Genomic DNA, 16,257 nt, shown 5'->3' with positions numbered 1-16,257 from the left:
TTCCAGTCTCCCCTTACCACCGCGGGGTGGAGCAGCCCGGTAGCTCGTCAGGCTCATAACCTGAAGGCCGCAGGTTCAAATCCTGCCCCCGCAACCAAAACTTATACAATATAATCAGCATGTTAAGCCGTCCGTAAGGGCGGCTTTCTGTGTTTGGGACATACGCGCAGGATGCACATAGGATGCAGATGGGAGTGAAACTCTAGCGTAGTTTGGGCTGATTTCACGTGTGCGTGAACCGCCAGAGCGAGGTCATTTGGGCGGGAACAGATTCGCCGTCATGAACTCGATAAACACCCTGAGCTTCGGTGAGAGATAGGGGCTGGACGGCCACAGAAGACGGAAGACCCCCGAATGTTCGGTATGGTCGGACAGCACAGGAACGAGGTGTCCTGTCCTGAGATGCTCGTAAAGCACAAAATCCGGGAGGCTGACGATACCCAGGCCGGCTTCGGCCATGCTGATCAACGGCTCCAGCGCCGAGGCAACGACGGTTGCCGGTGGCTCAATAGTCCCAGCCATGCGATCCTGCCGCAGGGGCCATGCTTCCAGTTTCCCGGTGGTGGGATATCTGTGGCGCAGGCAGGCATGATGCGCCAGATCAGCCGGTTTGATGGGTATCCCACGGCAATCCAGATAGGCGGGGCTGGCAACCAGCCGGTGATGGAACGTACCGACGATGCGGGTCATCAGGCGTGAGTCCGCGGCATCTCCGGTTCGGAGAACCACATCGAAGCCTTCGCCGATGACATCCACGAGACGATCGCTGAAATCAAGATCGGGCTCGATCTCAGGATAGGCCTGGATAAAGGCGTTGACCGCCGGCATCAACAGCATGCCGACCATGGGGAGGCTCACGCGCAGACGTCCCGATGGTGTGGCGTGTGTATCCGCCAGTTCCTGTTCTGCTGCCTCGACCTCTCCCAGAATCCGACGGCAGCGCGCCAGGAAGAGATGACCTTCCTGGGTCAGCGTGATCGTTCGCGTGCTGCGATGAAACAGCCTGACGCCGAGACGCCCTTCAAGACGGGCAATGGCCTTGCCGACCGCAGAGGCAGACAGGCCCAGTTGATGACCAGCGACCGTGAAGCTGCGTGTTTCGGCGGCCTGAATGAAAATGGGAAGAGCACCCAGACTGTCCATCGCATGATCCGGCTATTGCGGACATCTCTGTCCATTGTGTGTGGAACTATAGCCTGATTAATCCGGAGCAGGGACCATCTTATCGTGAGGGCAACGAGGGGCCAGAGCGGCAGACAGCTCTGCGCCACGGCATGCTTTGAGATGGATGACTCCATGACCTCAGAAACCACAGAATGCAACCTGTCCACATCGGAGCGCCTGCCGTTGGCGGGCCTCCTGGCCCTAGCCACATCTGGCTTCATCACCATCCTGACCGAGGCTCTGCCAGCAGGCCTGTTACCGCAGATGGGTAGTAGCCTGAACGTATCGGATGCGATGGTCGGACAGCTTGTCACACTTTACGCAGTCGGTTCCCTTGTCGCGGCCATCCCGCTGACCAGCGCCACGCAGGGCTGGCGACGGCGCAGATTGCTGCTTCTGGCCATTGGTGGCTTCGCTGTCGTCAATACGGTCACGGCCGTCTCAACCAGCTATGTTCTGACCCTCGTCGCCCGCTTTCTGGCAGGGGTATCGGCCGGACTGCTGTGGGCGCTGCTGGCGGGCTATGCCAGCCGGATGGTGGCACCCGCCTTGCAGGGACGGGCCATCGCTGTTGCAATGGTCGGGACACCGCTTGCCCTGTCATTCGGCATTCCTCTTGGCACTCTTCTCGGGACGGTTGTGGGGTGGCGTTACACTTTCGGTATCATGACCGTGCTGACCGTCGGGCTGCTGGGCTGGGTCGTGGCTGCGGTGCCGGACTTTCCCGGCCAAGGTCAGGGACGACGTCTGACGCTCAGGCATGTGTTCCTGATGCCGGGGGTGCGGACAATCCTGTCTGTCACGCTACTGTTCGTCCTGGCCCATAATATCCTCTACACATATATCGCGCCTTTCCTGCTGCAGGTCGGCATGGGCGGACGGGTGGATATGGTGCTGCTGGTATTCGGTCTCACCGCTCTGGTCGGGATCTGGCTGATCGGCGCCCGCATCGATCACTGGCTGCGGGCGCTGGTCCTGGCGAGTATTGCTCTTTTCGTGATCGCAGGCTGCACATTGGGTTTTGCAGGGACCAGTCCGATTGCAATTTACATCGGAGCCGGTCTGTGGGGGCTGGCCTTTGGTGGCGCGGCCACGCTGTTCCAGACGGCGTCCGCGCGTGCAGCAGGCGAGGGGGCCGATATCGCCCAGTCGATGATCGTGACCGTATGGAACGCGGCCATTGCCGGCGGCGGGATCATCGGGGGTCTGCTTCTCGACCATCTTGGCACGACCGTCATTCCGTGGGCAGCAACAGTTTTGCTGCTCTGTGCCCTGATGATCGTCGTGATGGCCTCAGGAAGCGGGTTTACACGCATGCCACGCAATGGCTGACCAAACGCGCTTTTTATTCCCCCGATAGCTGGCCCGGACCGATGCGCATATTCTCCTTCAGGAACTCAAGAACGGCCTTGATCCGCGCAGGCAGCGTGCCACGATGTCCCAGATAGACCGCATGCACATCGACAAATCTGTCGATCTGAAAGTGTTCAAGCACCGATGTTAGTCCCCCGGCGGCGATGTGTGGATCAACCTGAAACGCCGCGAGGTGCGCCAGCCCCATACCCGCCAGTGCCAGTTCCAGCACCGCGTCGCCGTCGCTCGCCAGAGCGCTGCACGCAGGGAGGGGGAAGCGTGCGCCGTCCCCATCCTTCATCTGTGGCCAGCCGTCATGCATGCGACGATAGCCAAAGCCGATCCGTTCATGTCGCCGGAGATCGGCAGGCGTTTCCGGAACGCCGCGCGCGGCGAGATAGCCCGGCGCCGCGACGATCTTCATTTCCGCCTGTCCCAGCTTGCGGGCCATCAGACGTGAACTGGTCAGCGGGCCATGGCGGATTGCGATATCCGTACGGTCTTCCATAAGATCGACTACGGTGTCCGTCAGGACGATGTCGAGGACGATATCCGGATATTGGGTCTTCAGCGCCGGGACAAGCGGCAGCAGGAAGCGCCGCCCCATGGGCACATTGATGTTGATCCGCACGCGCCCCTGCGGCAGGGCGCCGGCTGATGCGTTCTGTTCCGCTTCGGCAAGGTCGGCCAGAACCTGCAGGCTGCGCTCATAGAAGGTGCAGCCTTCGGGTGTCAGCTGCAACTGGCGCGTCGAGCGGTTGAACAGGCGGACGCCCAGTCGCTGTTCCAGTCTGGAGACCAGCTTGCTGACGGCGGACGGCGTCATCCCTGAAATCCGGGCGGCGGGTGTAAAGCCGCCCGCTTCCACCACATGGGTGAAAACCTCCATCTCGCCGGCCCGGTTGATCTCCAGTCGTCCCATGATGACTTCATCTCACAAATGATGTTCCTGAACGCAGTCTAGTGCATCAATCAGGCTTCCTCCACATTCGTCGTTAGGACAGGGACTTCGGAAAGGTGTGACAATGGTCGATCCCGAACTCGGGCATAACGGAACCAGCATGGCGGGAACCGGGTGGGTCGGCAGTTGGATGGCCGCCCAGCAGCCCGTCTGGGACGAACATTTTCCATTTCCTGTCGGGCTGCCGTCCGTCCTGGAAAACGTCACGATCCGGCAGTTCGCACGCCTCAGTCTGGGCGGGCGCCGCCTGCGTGTGGTGCTGTCCAATACCTATGGTTCGGTGCCTGTGACAGTTCGGGCAGCGTCGGTGGCGCGGGCACACGGTCCCGACAGTGCGGTTGAGACAACCCCGCTTGTTGTGACGTTCGCGGGAGAGCCTTCTGTGACCATTTCACCGGGCAACGACAGGATCAGTGACCCCGTTGCCCTCCCGCTCTCGCCGCTCTCCACCGTGGCCATGTCGCTCTATCTGCCGGACACGGTTCGCCCGCAAAGCTTTCACTGGGATGGACGATCCACCGCTCTGATTGGCGAGGGGCAGCAAACAGATCGCGCTGCATTTCCTGTTGTCACCACGACAGAGACGCGATTTCTCCTGTCGCGAATTCTGGTCGAAGCGCCGGAGCATCAGGGCTGCGTGGTCGCATTCGGGGATTCCATTACCGATGGCAATGGCGTTCCGGTAAATACTGAGACGCGCTGGCCCGACTTTCTGGCGGCACGTCTTCAGACAGGCCGGGTCTCCGTCCTCAATACCGGTATCTCGGGAAACCGTCTTTTACGTGACGGCATGGGCCAGTCCGGTCTGACGCGCTTCTCGGGCGACGTCCTGTCGCATCCGGGTGTCAGGACGGTCATCGTCCTGCTCGGGATCAACGACATTGGAATGCCTGGCACGCCACTGGCCCCTGACGATCCCACTGTCAGCGCCGGTGAACTGATCGCGGGCTATCAGCAACTGATCACCCAGGCGCATGATCATGGTATCCGCATTATTGGCGCGACATTGCTGCCTTTCGAGGGCGCGTTGTCGGATACGCCTTTTGCCGGGTTCTGGTCGCCCGCGAAGGAACAGGTGCGACAGGACGTCAATCATTGGATCCGGACCGCCCAGGCCTTCGATGCCGTCGTGGATTTCGATCGTCTGCTGTGTGATCCCGCGCGTTCCTTCCGGCTGCACCCCGTCTCTGACAGTGGCGACCACCTCCATCCCGGTCCGGAAGGCTATCGGCGTATGGCCGATGGAGTGCCCATGAGGGATCTCCTCTCAGAGTAAGAGGCCCATCAGTTCGGAAAATGTAAGATCAGAAAGGAGAGAGTCATGGAATATCGTCATCTGGGCCGGTCCGGCCTGAAAGTGCCCGTCCTGAGCTTTGGAGCAGGGACATTCGGTGGTACTGGCCCGCTGTTCAGCGCATGGGGTCAGACCGATGCCGCAGGGGCAACACGTCTTGTCGATATCTGTCTTGATGCAGGCGTGAACCTTTTCGATACTGCGGATGTCTATTCCAATGGCGCTTCCGAGGAGGTGCTGGGTGCCGCGATCCGAGGGCGGCGTGACCAGGTCCTGATCTCGACCAAGACGACGCTGCCGATGGGGGATGGTCCCTATGACGCCGGCTCATCCCGTTCACGTCTGCTGCGGGCGGTCGAGGCGTCGCTGACGCGGCTGGGCACGGACCATCTCGACCTGCTGCAGCTCCATGCCTTTGATGCAATGACCCCGGTGGAAGAAGTGCTCTCCACCCTGGATGATCTCGTTCATGCCGGGAAGGTCCGCTATATCGGCGTATCCAACTTTTCCGGCTGGCAGATCATGAAATCGCTGGCCGTGGCCGATCATTATGGCTGGCAGCGCTATGTGGTCAATCAGGTCTATTACTCCCTGGTCGGCCGCGATTACGAATGGGAACTCATGCCGCTGGGTCTCGATCAGGGGCTTGGAGCCATGGTCTGGAGCCCGCTGGGCTGGGGACGTCTGACGGGTAAACTCAGACGCGGCCAGCCCCTGCCGAAAGACAGCCGTCTCAACCAGACCGCTGAGTTCGGGCCGCCCGTCAGCGATGACCTGCTGTTTCGGGTGCTGGACGTGCTGGAGGAAATTGCGGCGGAGACTGGGCGGCTGGTGCCCCAGGTTGCCCTAAACTGGCTGACCCGGCGGCCGACCGTATCATCCGTCATCATCGGGGCGCGCAACGAGACGCAGCTTCGCCAGAACCTCGATGCCGTGGGCTGGACGCTGAGCGATGACCAGATGGCGCGCCTCAATGCCGCCAGCCTGACGGAAGCGGCCTATCCATATTTCCCCTACCGGCGGCAGGAAGGCTTTGCGCGCCTGAATCCACCAATCGTCTGAACAGTAAAACAGGAGACAACACCAATGTCGCATACAGCACTTGTGGTTGGCGCCACCGGGATCGTGGGCCAGAACCTTGCCGCCCGGCTGGTGGCGGAAGGCTGGACTGTCTATGGACTGGCCCGGCGGCCACGCCATGACATGGCGCCCGTCCTGCCCGTGGCAGCCGACCTGCTGGATACCGAAACCCTGCGGACCGCTCTGGCGGAGATCCGTCCGACTCATGTCTATTTCTGCTCGTGGATGCGCCACGACACGGAGGAAGAGAACTGTCGCGTGAACAGCGCGATGGTGCGCAATGTCTTTGCTGCACTGGCCGAACCACAGATGCTGCGCCACGCGGCACTGACGACCGGGATGAAGCATTATCTGGGGCCGTTTGAGTCCTATGCCAGCGGTGCCCCGCCGGAAACGCCCTTCCGGGAGGAGATGCCGCGTCTCCCGTTGCCCAATTTCTATTATGATCAGGAAGATGCTTTGTACGAAGCATCGGAGAAATACGGGTTTTCATGGAGCGTGCATCGCCCGCACACGATCATCGGTTACGCTATCGGCAATGCGATGAACATGGGGACGACGCTGGCGGTCTATGCGTCAATCTGTCGCGAGACGGGCCGGCCATTTGTCTTTCCGGGCTCGCCCGCGCAGTGGCATGGGCTGACCGATCTTACCGATGCGCGTCAGCTGGCCAGCCAGTTGCACTGGGCCGGCACGCGCGGCGAAGGCCGCAATCAGGCGTTCAACATCGTGAATGGCGACGTTTTCCGGTGGAAATGGCTGTGGCCCCAGCTTGCGGCGTGGTTTGGTCTCGAGGCTGCCCCCTATCCGGGACAGGCCGGTTCTCTGGAAGCCATGCTGTCTGGTGATGAGACACTATGGGCGGAGATCAGTGGTCGTCACGGTCTGAAGGAGGCAGAGATCGGGCGGCTCGCCTCGGCCTGGCATACGGATGCCGATCTTGGGCGCCCGGTGGAGTGCGTGACCGATATGAGCAAGAGCCGTCGGGCCGGATTTACAGCCTATCAGTATACGCCAGACTCGTTTTTTGACCTTTTCACGCGGCTTCGTGCGGAGAAGCTGATCCCCTCGTTCTCTTCAAAATGAGAACCCGATAATTCTTCTTCCTAATGAATCCGGACAGAGAACTGGGATCTGCATTCGGAGGCTGTCACAGGTTCTCCGACTGCAGCGATGTTTGCTGGGTAAGGTATTGGTTCATGTTGGACTACCACATTCTTTGGGATGACTGTTAGGCGGGGGAAGCGGACGTCAGCTTTAGCATTGTTCGAAAACATAACCAGACGTAGGTTTGGCTCACTTCCCGCGTAGATAATCTTCCGCTTTGTGAAGTATTGCCTAGACGCCCGACGCCGGGGTTTCACGTTATATCCGCAATAGCGTGCGCATGGTCCGGTCATTGTGCACGTTGCCTGTATTAAGGGTCGTTTTCGGCTCCAGCAGAACAACATGGCATTCGTCGCCTAAAGCCTCGGTATAATGCTCGACCCCATACGGAACAATGATGAACTCACCGACCTCGATGTCAATGTCACGATCCCGGAAATGCATGCGCAAGGTTCCGGAGATGACCAGGAACAGTTCGTCCTCATATTCGTGATGGTGCCAGTCAAACGTGCCCCTGAATTTGGCCAGCTTGATCTGGAAAGTGTTGATATCGCCAGCCACACGGGGGCTCCAGTAATCGGAAAATGTCGTGAAAGCCTGAGCCAGGTTGATTTTTTCCATTGAATGTCTCTGTCAGAGTTGCTGAACGATCGTCTGGACATAGGCAATCTGCCGCGCCAGATCGGGTAGCGTGGGGAACGCACCATCCAAAAGTGCCGTGCCGACCGTAAAACCGGCTGCCCCTGCCGAGGCGGTGGCACGGATACGCTCCGCCCGATCGAGCGAACCGGCCACGATGACAGGCTTGCCTGCCACAGCGGTGCAGACCTGCCGCATCAGGCCGGGCACATCTCCCGCAAACCGATAGGCCAGCAGGTCCAGCCCATGAACGCCACGCCGGGAAGCGAGATCGACCGCGCTGCGCACGATTGCGTTTTCGGTCCCTTCGAGAATGCTCGGATGCCCGCTGATCTGACCGGGAAAAGGGTAATAGCGGATCGTCGTGCCTTCCAGCAGCCTCAGCGCATCATCGACATGGGTGCCACCCAGCAGGTAATCGACACCCAGCGCGATCCCGGCCTGTACTGAACGCAGTTCGCTATCGCGATCGAGCGAGACGACTTCCAGATAGACCTTCGCCCCGGCCTGGCGGATGGTGCTGGCAAGCGCCTGGAGTGCGGCAAACGGCAGGCCAATATCCTTGAACCCGATATGGCGGATGCCTGCCATGCGGGCGGTTTCGAGCAGATCGGCAGCGTTCTCCACTGTCCGGTCATGACGGGTCAGCATGAAGATGAAATCAGGTCGGGTCATGTCGTGGCTCCGGTCGTGAGGCGAAGGGCGTAATCGAACGCCGTCTCCAGGCTCGAGGGGTCAGCAATACCCTGCCCCGCAATATCGAAAGCCGTACCATGGTCGGGGCTGGTGCGGACGAAAGGCAGGCCGAGGGTAATATTCACACCCTGCGCCAGACCCATGTATTTGACCGGAATCAGCCCCTGGTCATGATACTGTGCAACCACGACATCAAAGCGCCTCCCGCGCGCCTGCATGAAGACCGTGTCGCCGGGCCAAGGACCGGACGCATCAATGCCCTCGCTGCGTGCCTGTGCGATGGCGGGCCTGATGATGCGGGTCTCTTCATCACCAAACAGGTCCCCTTCCCCGGCATGGGGGTTAAGGCCCGCCACGGCAATGCGCGGATGTTCGATCCCCAATGCGCGTGCTCCCGTACAGGCCAGCCGGATTGCCGCCATCTGGGCCGGAAAATCAGCGCGCAGGATCGCATCCCTGAGCGAACAGTGGATGCTCACCAGAACGACCCGGATGTCCTCGTTCGCCAGCATCATGGCAACGCGCGCGCCGCTAGCCTGTTCGGCCAGGATTTCCGTGTGGCCGGGATAGGGCAGCCCGGCGGCGGCCAGCGCCTCCTTGTGGATCGGCGCGGTGACGATGCCCCGGATGGTGCCCGCCTTCGCCAGCCGGGTCGCACTCACGATTGCCGCATAGGCTGCGCGGCCACTTTCGGCGCTGACCTGCCCCACCTGCGGCAGGGCTACGCATTCCGACGACACCAGCACATTCAGTGCCCCGTCATCAAACCGGGCATCGGCTGGCGTCGTGATCCGGCGCATGCGGGTCGATGGGTCAAGGGCTGCCATTACGTGGCGCATCACCAGCGGATCGCCCACCACGATCCAGCGCTGTTGGGCTGGTCGCCGCAGGAACATCCGGACCACGATCTCCGGGCCAATCCCGGCGGGATCGCCCATCGTGACAGCCAGCGGCAAGGTGGGACGGTTGGTTTCTTTGATCATTCCGGTGAGAATAACGAAACCATCCATGAGGAAAATCGATATGAACTGACCTGTTCTGGTGATAAAAACTGACCAATGAAACGCTCAGACATGCCATCGCTGGACGACCTGCGTGCCTTTGCCGCGGTTGCGCGCCTCGGCTCGGTGCGGGCGGCGGCCACGGAACTGGCTCTGACACACGGGGCGGTCAGCCGCCGGGTGTCCAAGCTGGCCCATGACCTGAAACTCCAGCTTCTGGAACCTGACGGGCGCGGCGTGCGACCGACGCGGGACGGCCTGCGTCTGGCAGAAGCGGCAACCGATGCGATACAAGGGATCGCGACAGCACTGGCCGAGATCCGGTCGTCATCCGGTGTGCAGCCGATCGTGCTGTCGTGCGAGCGCTCGCTGGCGATGCGCTGGCTGATCCCGCGTTTGTCCGACTTTCAGGACCGCTATCCGGGGATCGATGTGCATCTTTCGACCGGCGGCGGCGCGCTGGATTTTGCGCGCGACCGCGTCACGCTGGCAATCCGGCGCCTCGACTTTCCGCTCGCTCCTGACTGGACAGTAACGATCCTTGCGCAGGAGACGGTGGGGCCGGTCATGCGCCCTGACAGGGCGCAGCGTTTCGCCAGCGAGGATTATCTGGCGCTTGGCGCGCGTACCCAGCCCGAGGCATGGAAGAACTGGCTGGCATCCCGGCCCGACATGCCCACGCCGCGCGACATCCGTCTGTACGACCATCATTTCATGATGCTGGAAGCCGCTGCTAATGGTCTGGGCGTCGCCCTGTCGCCCTATATCATCGCTACGGACGATCTCGCAACCGGCCGGCTAGCAGCGCCGGTCGGGTTTGATGCGGATGGAACATCTTACGGGCTGATCTGGCCTGGCAGGATGAAAATGACGGAAAACGTCAGGGCCCTGGAAGAATGGATCATCAAACACATGCCATAACTCGTGATGGACATGACCTTGCTGCATCCAAACAACTCCGATCCGGTAGGGCAATTGTTCACCATTACCAGATAGCTCAGCGTGCCGATGCCTGCACCCGGTTAGGTAGGAAGCATCCATCATCCATCATAAAGCGCAGACAGTGGCCCAGATGGTGTCTCTGCAAACCTATTTTTCCCGTAACCGTCCCGAAAGGGCATGAACGCTTCAGGCATTGCGGCAAAGCGTTCAAGAACGAAATCCGCAAAAGCGCGAACCTTGGGAGAGAGCGTGCGAGCGGCAGGCCAGATGATCCAGAGTGATCCAATAGGCATGCAATATTTCTCAAACAGAGGAATCAGATGCCCGGAAGCAATCGCATCCCGTGCCACATAAACCGGCAGATGAACCAAGCCCAGACCGTCAGCGGCAGCCCGGAGTGCCGCATCGCTGTTGTTGAAAATCATGGTTTCGGGAAGCCGGACCTGATCATGTGGTGGCCCGTAGACCCACGGAGCAAACAGGCCGGTATTGGGATAGCGATAACGCAGACAGCGATGGTTCTGAATTTCCGCAGGCAGGAGCGGTCGGCTGCTCGCTTCCAGATAGGAGGCGCTGGCACAGGTAATGAAATGCTGATCGCCCAGACGTCGGGCGATCAGGCGCGAGTCCGGGAGGTTGCCGCTGCGGATGACAACATCAATATCTTCCTCGATCAGATCGACAATCCTGTCTTCCAGCGCAATGTCGAGTTCGATCTCCGGATAGCGGCTCACAAAATCCGCAATGAGCGGCATGAGCAGGTGCCGTCCCACGATATGGGGCACATTGACGCGTAGGCGTCCTGACGGCGAGCCTTTTGCATGATGCAGCGTCGCCTCGGCATCCCGTATGACCTCCAGAGCCTGACGGCAGCGTTCATAAAATACCACTCCGGCTTCCGTGAGTCCGATGCTGCGAGTGGTCCGGTTCAGCAACTGGACTCCCAGCCGGGCTTCAAGTCTTGAAACACTTTTCGCGACGGCCGAGGAAGAAATCCCAAGATGTCGACCAGCTTTGACATAACTCCGAAATCGGGCTGCAAAAACGAATGGTTCCAGACCTGATAGAGCATCCATGGCCACGCTCGCCTTTCAATACAGGACATAATATCCGTTTAATGCGGACATGATGTCGTTTCTCTAAAAATTAGAGATATTATATCCGTAATGAATGGCTGATACACGCTCTCTTCCCACAGCGACCGACTTCAACCTGAGAACCGCAATCTTTCGACCCGTTCTGGCCATTGGGACAGGAACCAGTGCCATGGGCCTTGCCCTCTCTGCGCTGCCTCCCGTCCTCCAGGCACGGTGGTCCCTGTCCGTCACAACAATCGGCTGGATCATGGGAACACAGTCCGTGGCGACACTCCTGTCCCGGCTGCATGCCGGGCGATTGAGCGACAGACTGGGAGGCGACCGGGCACTTACGCTTGGTCTGTCTGCGGCTGTGTTGTCCGGACTTTGCTACGTTGCGGTAATTCTCCCCATCTGGTCGCGACCAATCGCTCTTGCGCTGGTGTTTCTGGGCCGTCTTTTCATGGGGTTGAGCGAAGGGCTCATGGTGACAGGCGGGGCTGTCCGGATCATCGGGGCTGTCCCTCCTGACAGGATCGGGGCGGGCATGTCATGGCTGGGGCTGGCCATGTTCGCGGGCCTCGCGGCGGGTACAGCGGCAGGCGCGGTCATCGAGCAGAACGCCAGCTTTGACACGGTTGCCATCATGGCCTCGATCCTGCCTGTCGCAGGGATGCTTCTGTCGGGCTGGTCATTACATCCGGCTTCCCATTCCGCCGCTCATGGCGCCGTCCCATGGAAACAGCTTTTCCGGATGGTTCTGCCGATGGGATTGCTGCTCGCCTTGTCGTCCGTAGGTTTTGCCACGATCTCATCGTTCCTCGTTCTCGCTTTTGCACAGGAACATTGGGTATCTGGTGGATACGCACTCGCCGCATTCTGCGTTGGCCATGTGGCAGCGCGGTTTGCCGGAAGCCACAGGATCGACCATTATCCAGTGGCCATCTCCGGTTCGGTCATGTTGCTGACGGAAACCCTTGGCTTTGTCATGGTGTGGCTGGCACCTGATCCGGGTGTCGCAATCGCTGGTGCCTTCATCGGGGGAGCCGGATTTTCCCTGACCTATCCGGTTTTTGCCATTCCGCTTTTACCGGCGCAGCCATAGGACTTTACGACATGTTTTTTGATGTCGCCCTGGGAGCAGGATCTGTCATTGGTGGCCTGCTAGCGCAAACATTTCCGCTCCGTACTGTATTTCTGATGGCGGCGCTTTCGTCTGGAGTGGGCATGATCGTGCTCACTTTGTCCCATCACTGCGCTCGAATAAAGACGAAGTAAGTAGTCGTATTCTTCGTCTGCTTTGTCGCATCGTGTTTTGCTGATCGGATGACCGAATTGAGGGCGACTGCCGCCTGTCTGCTTCTGTATCACTGAGCAGATAGATCAGCAGAGGGTAATGGAAGGTCCGCTGTCGGATGGCATGGCCAGAAAGGCGGCCACAGGGAGGCCAAGCGACGAGCAACCGGCATGGTGGATAATGAGACCCGTGTGCGAGTGCTAGACGCTGCGGTCTATTGATGATTCTCTTACGCTGGATATTGGGTATTGGAGAGTAGGGTGGTGCATCGGTCGATTGGACAGGATCGCCTTTCATTTGGCGCCGCCAACCGATGCACGGCGTCTCGGGACAAAATTGCGGGCCTGATCGGCTGATAGCGGGCTTATCACCGCCCCATACGCTGCAGCGAAGGGGGAAGCGCGTGGCCGCCCGTGTCGATGTTCCGGGCGATGCTGCTTGCCGTGTGGTATGATTTGTCTGATGTCAGACTAGTCGGGGACTGTCACGAATTTCGTATGCGAGATCCAAAGGCCATCTGCTTGAAATCTATGCCGTAGAGGCTCCGCCCGACCTGATCAGCGTCATCACCGACGAGGCATCGGACGCCAACCTGTGGGGGCCGATCTGAGCCAGCAGGCATTCCCCCCAAGATGACGCGGCCCTCAAGCTCATCTTCCAGGCCTTGCACTGGGCCAAGAAAGCATGGATCATGCCTCCAAGAGAATAATCCGTGGCAAGGCGCGGCTCACTATTCTCATCGGTGGCCGTTTCGCACACGCCACCATCTGATCAACAATATGAACAGCGTCTCACAAACGAAAGTCCGTTTATGCCGCCAGATATCCGCTACGTTGTTGTCCTTATGCTCGAAAATCGGTCGTTCGATTGCATGTTGGGACAACTATACACGGACAGGGAGGACTTCGACGGCCTAAAGGGCACAGAAACCAACACATGGCATGACGGGAAGACGAACCCTACGTATCCCGTTCGAACCGATCCTACCGACGGCCCTGCAGACATGTTCACACCGAATCCAGACCCCGGAGAACAGTTCACGGATATCGCCATGCAGATCCATGGCAAGAGCGGCTTCGAGAAGCCGATGAGCGGTTTTATCGACAACTACATGTCCCACGCAAAGCCGGAAGCGCCACGTGTACCGGACGCTGTGATGCATTACTTCACACAAGCGCACGTTCCCGCCATCAGCCAGCTCGCGCGCGCCTTTGCCGTCTCGGACAGATGGTTTGCTTCGGCCCCCTGTCAAACTTGGCCGAACCGGCTCTTCGTGCACACGGGGAGCGCTGGCGGAGACGTCAACAACACAGGGTGGCATGTGCCCTACATGATGCAAACGACCTTCGAGCGTGTCGCCGCAGGTGGAAAGACCTGGGGCATCTATTTTCACGACGTGCCCCAGACGCTCACACTCGGTCGTCTGTGGCCGCATCGCGAACACTTTCACCCGTTCCAACACTTCCTAGCCGATGCCAAGGCCGGAAGCCTGCCGTCCTACAGCTTCGTCGAGCCAAGATATTTCGCCGATCCGCTTGGTAAGGCGATGCCAAACGACCAGCATCCGCCGCACAACGTAGGTTATGGCGACGCCCTGATCGCCGACGTTTACAACGCGCTGCGCACTGGGCCAGGATGGAAGCATACCCTTTTCGTCATCACTTATGACGAGCACGGCGGTTGCTACGACCATGTCGCTCCAGGCCCAGCCGTGTCTCCCGGAGGCGAATTCCCGGATGGGTTTCGGTTCGACTCCTATGGGGTTCGGGTCCCGGCCGTGATCGTCTCACCGTTCGTGAAATCCAAGAGTGTTATCAGGCCGACCGGCACGGTACCGTTCGATCACACAACCATTTTTAGGACCCTCCAGGATCTCTTCGGGTTAGACCCGGAACCGCTGACCCCACGGACGGCATCGGCGCCGTCGCTAGTCGAACACTTCACGGCAACTCCGGACAACCTCGGTCCGTCTTCGGTCGATGCGAAGCGCCCCTCGCCGTCGCCGCAGGAACTCGACAATGCGTCCAAACTGCCGCCGAATGGCTTGCAGGAAGCACTAGCCCAAGGCGCGTCGCGGCTTCCCAGTTCTGGCACCGACCCTGTCCTACACGTGAAACGCCTGGGTTCGATAGCATCGCCTTTTCCTGTTCATACAACCACGGGGGAGGCAGGCGCCGACGCTCGATCCCACGTGAAGGCCTTCCGGGGAGAGTGATTTCATCCGGCGTGAAACCCCGATCTGGGGGCAACAGCGGACCAACTATATGGAACCGGTATGGCGTGTGTCCGTAGGGCGCATTGGCGTCACCGGCTCTTTTCCGAGCCTGAGCGCATTGGTGACGACCGTGACGGATGACAAAGCCATGGCAGCGCCCGCGATCATGGGTGAGAGCAGCATGCCAAAAACCGGGTAGAGGGCGCCTGCCGCAACCGGGATGCCGATCCCGTTGAACAGGAACGAGAAGGCAAGGTTTTGCCGGATATTGCGCATGGTGGCATGCGCCAGCATCCGGGCGCGGACCAGGGCGCCAAGGCTTCCATGCGCCAGCGTGATGCCCGCACTCTCGATGGCGACGTCCGTTCCGGTGCCCATGGCAATGCCGACGGAGGCCGCCGCCAGGGCGGGTGCGTCGTTCACGCCGTCGCCTGTCATGGCTACACGTGCGCCGGATGCCTCCAGATGCCGGATGATGTCCGCCTTGTCCTGCGGCTTCAGCCCGGCATGGATTTCCGCGATATGGCCTGCTGCCTTCGCCACCGCTTTCGCGGTCGTCTCGTTATCGCCAGTGAGCATGACAATGCGCAGACCGTCCGCATGCAATGCCGCAAGGGTGGCCTGAGTATCCGCCATCAGGGGATCGGCCACGGCTATCAGCCCTGCCAGTTTTCCGTCGATCGCCACGAACATCACGCCCGCGCCACCCTGCCGCCGTGCCGTGGCGGCAGCCTCCAGCGGTGTTGTGTCAGCACCGGCCTGTTTCAGCCGTTCGGCATTGCCAATCACCACCTGATGGCCGTCCACCGTACCGCTGACGCCAAGGCCGGGCTGCGAGGCGAAATCACTGACCGGCGCGGGATCGCCGTGACGATCCTTCAGCGCCCGCACTACTGCCTGGGCCAGCGGGTGCTGCGATTGCGCCTCGACCGATGCGGCCAGGCGCAGCACGTCGGTCTCCTGCCAGCCTTCTGTCACGTCAAGGCCGATCAGCCGCGGGTGCCCTTCCGTCAGTGTGCCTGTCTTGTCCACTACCAGCGTGTCCACCTTGTCCAGCGCCTGCAGGGCTTCGGCATTGCGGACCAGAACGCCCTCACGCGCTCCGCGTCCGGTGCCGACCATGATGGACATCGGCGTGGCTAGCCCCAGCGCGCAGGGGCAGGCGATGATCAGAACCGATATGGCATTGAGCAGTGCATGGCCGAAACGCGGCGCTGGACCTGTGACATACCAGGCAATGAAGGTCAGCACGGAAATAGCCAGCACCAGCGGCACAAACCAGCCCGATATCCGGTCGGCAACGGTCTGGATCGGCGCGCGCGAGCGCTGCGCGGCCGCGACCATCTTTACAATGCGGGCCAGCATGGTGTCGCTGCCTACGGCCTGTGCCTGGATTTCCAGGCTGCCGGTGCCGTTGATGGTGCCCCCCGTA

Annotated in this window: 15 protein-coding genes and 1 tRNA gene; 9 read left to right on the top strand and 7 right to left on the bottom strand. The window is 60.4% G+C overall.

Going from position 1 to position 16,257, the window contains the following annotated elements; translation table 11 throughout:
- Nucleotides 1-20: 20 nt before the first annotated feature.
- A tRNA-Met gene (locus tag CFR78_RS15025) sits at nucleotides 21-97 on the top strand.
- 155 nt (nucleotides 98-252) lie between these two features.
- Here CFR78_RS15025 and CFR78_RS15020 read toward each other — a convergent pair.
- Nucleotides 253-1,143, bottom strand: coding sequence for a LysR family transcriptional regulator (locus tag CFR78_RS15020; RefSeq protein WP_034932417.1), 891 nt, complete (start codon nucleotides 1,141-1,143; stop codon nucleotides 253-255).
- Nucleotides 1,144-1,296: 153 nt separating this feature from the next.
- Here CFR78_RS15020 and CFR78_RS15015 point away from each other — a divergent pair, with 153 nt between their 5' ends.
- Nucleotides 1,297-2,496: an MFS transporter gene (locus CFR78_RS15015; RefSeq protein WP_034928048.1), complete on the top strand. Its 1,200-nt coding sequence runs from the start codon at nucleotides 1,297-1,299 to the stop codon at nucleotides 2,494-2,496.
- A 13-nt stretch (nucleotides 2,497-2,509) separates the two neighbouring features.
- Here CFR78_RS15015 and CFR78_RS15010 read toward each other — a convergent pair whose 3' ends face one another.
- Nucleotides 2,510-3,439: a LysR family transcriptional regulator gene (locus CFR78_RS15010; protein ID WP_034928039.1), complete on the bottom strand. Its 930-nt coding sequence runs from the start codon at nucleotides 3,437-3,439 to the stop codon at nucleotides 2,510-2,512.
- Nucleotides 3,440-3,542: 103 nt separating this feature from the next.
- Here CFR78_RS15010 and CFR78_RS15005 point away from each other — a divergent pair, with 103 nt between their 5' ends.
- The 3 genes from CFR78_RS15005 to CFR78_RS14995 are packed head-to-tail and all read left to right on the top strand — an operon-like array spanning nucleotide 3,543 to nucleotide 6,938.
- Nucleotides 3,543-4,754, top strand: coding sequence for an SGNH/GDSL hydrolase family protein (locus CFR78_RS15005; RefSeq protein WP_034928041.1), 1,212 nt, complete (start codon nucleotides 3,543-3,545; stop codon nucleotides 4,752-4,754).
- 45 nt (nucleotides 4,755-4,799) lie between these two features.
- On the top strand, nucleotides 4,800-5,834 hold the full coding sequence (locus CFR78_RS15000) for an aldo/keto reductase (RefSeq protein ID WP_034928044.1): 1,035 nt from the start codon (nucleotides 4,800-4,802) through the stop codon (nucleotides 5,832-5,834).
- A 24-nt stretch (nucleotides 5,835-5,858) separates the two neighbouring features.
- Nucleotides 5,859-6,938, top strand: coding sequence for an SDR family oxidoreductase (locus tag CFR78_RS14995; protein WP_034928046.1), 1,080 nt, complete (start codon nucleotides 5,859-5,861; stop codon nucleotides 6,936-6,938).
- Between the two features lie 279 nt (nucleotides 6,939-7,217).
- Here CFR78_RS14995 and CFR78_RS14990 read toward each other — a convergent pair whose 3' ends face one another.
- The 3 genes from CFR78_RS14990 to pdxA are packed head-to-tail and all read right to left on the bottom strand — an operon-like array spanning nucleotide 7,218 to nucleotide 9,277.
- Entirely contained in the window at nucleotides 7,218-7,580 is a 363-nt protein-coding gene (locus CFR78_RS14990; RefSeq protein ID WP_034931908.1) for a cupin domain-containing protein, read from the bottom strand.
- A gap of 12 nt (nucleotides 7,581-7,592) precedes the next feature.
- Complete coding sequence (locus tag CFR78_RS14985) at nucleotides 7,593-8,273, bottom strand: beta/alpha barrel domain-containing protein (RefSeq protein ID WP_034931902.1); 681 nt, start codon at nucleotides 8,271-8,273, stop codon at nucleotides 7,593-7,595.
- Nucleotides 8,270-9,277, bottom strand: coding sequence for a 4-hydroxythreonine-4-phosphate dehydrogenase PdxA (pdxA, locus tag CFR78_RS14980; RefSeq protein WP_034931901.1), 1,008 nt, complete (start codon nucleotides 9,275-9,277; stop codon nucleotides 8,270-8,272). The genes CFR78_RS14985 and pdxA overlap by 4 nt, the downstream gene beginning before the upstream one ends.
- Before the next feature lie 75 nt (nucleotides 9,278-9,352).
- On the opposite strand from pdxA, the gene CFR78_RS14975 reads away from it, so the two are divergent.
- On the top strand, nucleotides 9,353-10,216 hold the full coding sequence (locus CFR78_RS14975; protein ID WP_034931899.1) for a LysR substrate-binding domain-containing protein: 864 nt from the start codon (nucleotides 9,353-9,355) through the stop codon (nucleotides 10,214-10,216).
- 119 nt (nucleotides 10,217-10,335) lie between these two features.
- On the opposite strand, the gene CFR78_RS14970 is transcribed toward CFR78_RS14975, so the two are convergent.
- Nucleotides 10,336-11,313 carry a LysR family transcriptional regulator gene (locus CFR78_RS14970; RefSeq protein ID WP_034931897.1) on the bottom strand — a complete coding sequence of 326 codons (978 nt, stop codon included), beginning with the start codon at nucleotides 11,311-11,313 and terminating at the stop codon, nucleotides 10,336-10,338.
- Nucleotides 11,314-11,407: 94 nt separating this feature from the next.
- On the opposite strand from CFR78_RS14970, the gene CFR78_RS14965 reads away from it, so the two are divergent.
- The 3 genes from CFR78_RS14965 to CFR78_RS14955 all read left to right on the top strand — a co-directional run bounded on the left by CFR78_RS14965 (nucleotide 11,408) and on the right by CFR78_RS14955 (nucleotide 14,825).
- A complete protein-coding gene (locus tag CFR78_RS14965; protein WP_338075351.1) occupies nucleotides 11,408-12,418 on the top strand; it encodes an MFS transporter in 1,011 nt (336 codons plus the stop codon).
- A gap of 569 nt (nucleotides 12,419-12,987) precedes the next feature.
- Nucleotides 12,988-13,149, top strand: a complete 162-nt coding sequence (locus tag CFR78_RS16790; RefSeq protein ID WP_371440456.1) for a transposase — start codon at nucleotides 12,988-12,990, stop codon at nucleotides 13,147-13,149.
- Between the two features lie 272 nt (nucleotides 13,150-13,421).
- Complete coding sequence (locus CFR78_RS14955; RefSeq protein ID WP_034931893.1) at nucleotides 13,422-14,825, top strand: alkaline phosphatase family protein; 1,404 nt, start codon at nucleotides 13,422-13,424, stop codon at nucleotides 14,823-14,825.
- A gap of 45 nt (nucleotides 14,826-14,870) precedes the next feature.
- Here CFR78_RS14955 and CFR78_RS14950 read toward each other — a convergent pair.
- Nucleotides 14,871-16,257: heavy metal translocating P-type ATPase (locus tag CFR78_RS14950; RefSeq protein ID WP_146221308.1), on the bottom strand; the 1,387-nt coding region annotated here is incomplete at its 5' end.

The organism is Komagataeibacter rhaeticus (genome assembly GCF_003207855.1).
Classification (GTDB): Bacteria; Pseudomonadota; Alphaproteobacteria; order Acetobacterales; family Acetobacteraceae; genus Komagataeibacter; species Komagataeibacter rhaeticus.
Note: the sequence above shows the minus strand (reverse complement) of the source record. Positions and strands in the feature narration are given on the sequence as shown.

Coding starts and splice junctions, on each gene's coding strand:
- CFR78_RS15020 (WP_034932417.1), bottom strand. CDS start 1,143: ATGGACAGTCTGGGTGCTCTTCCCATTTTCATTCAGGCCGCCGAAACA.
- CFR78_RS15015 (WP_034928048.1), top strand. CDS start 1,297: ATGACCTCAGAAACCACAGAATGCAACCTGTCCACATCGGAGCGCCTG.
- CFR78_RS15010 (WP_034928039.1), bottom strand. CDS start 3,439: ATGGGACGACTGGAGATCAACCGGGCCGGCGAGATGGAGGTTTTCACC.
- CFR78_RS15005 (WP_034928041.1), top strand. CDS start 3,543: ATGGTCGATCCCGAACTCGGGCATAACGGAACCAGCATGGCGGGAACC.
- CFR78_RS15000 (WP_034928044.1), top strand. CDS start 4,800: ATGGAATATCGTCATCTGGGCCGGTCCGGCCTGAAAGTGCCCGTCCTG.
- CFR78_RS14995 (WP_034928046.1), top strand. CDS start 5,859: ATGTCGCATACAGCACTTGTGGTTGGCGCCACCGGGATCGTGGGCCAG.
- CFR78_RS14990 (WP_034931908.1), bottom strand. CDS start 7,580: ATGGAAAAAATCAACCTGGCTCAGGCTTTCACGACATTTTCCGATTAC.
- CFR78_RS14985 (WP_034931902.1), bottom strand. CDS start 8,273: ATGACCCGACCTGATTTCATCTTCATGCTGACCCGTCATGACCGGACA.
- pdxA (WP_034931901.1), bottom strand. CDS start 9,277: ATGATCAAAGAAACCAACCGTCCCACCTTGCCGCTGGCTGTCACGATG.
- CFR78_RS14975 (WP_034931899.1), top strand. CDS start 9,353: ATGAAACGCTCAGACATGCCATCGCTGGACGACCTGCGTGCCTTTGCC.
- CFR78_RS14970 (WP_034931897.1), bottom strand. CDS start 11,313: ATGGATGCTCTATCAGGTCTGGAACCATTCGTTTTTGCAGCCCGATTT.
- CFR78_RS14965 (WP_338075351.1), top strand. CDS start 11,408: ATGGCTGATACACGCTCTCTTCCCACAGCGACCGACTTCAACCTGAGA.
- CFR78_RS14955 (WP_034931893.1), top strand. CDS start 13,422: ATGCCGCCAGATATCCGCTACGTTGTTGTCCTTATGCTCGAAAATCGG.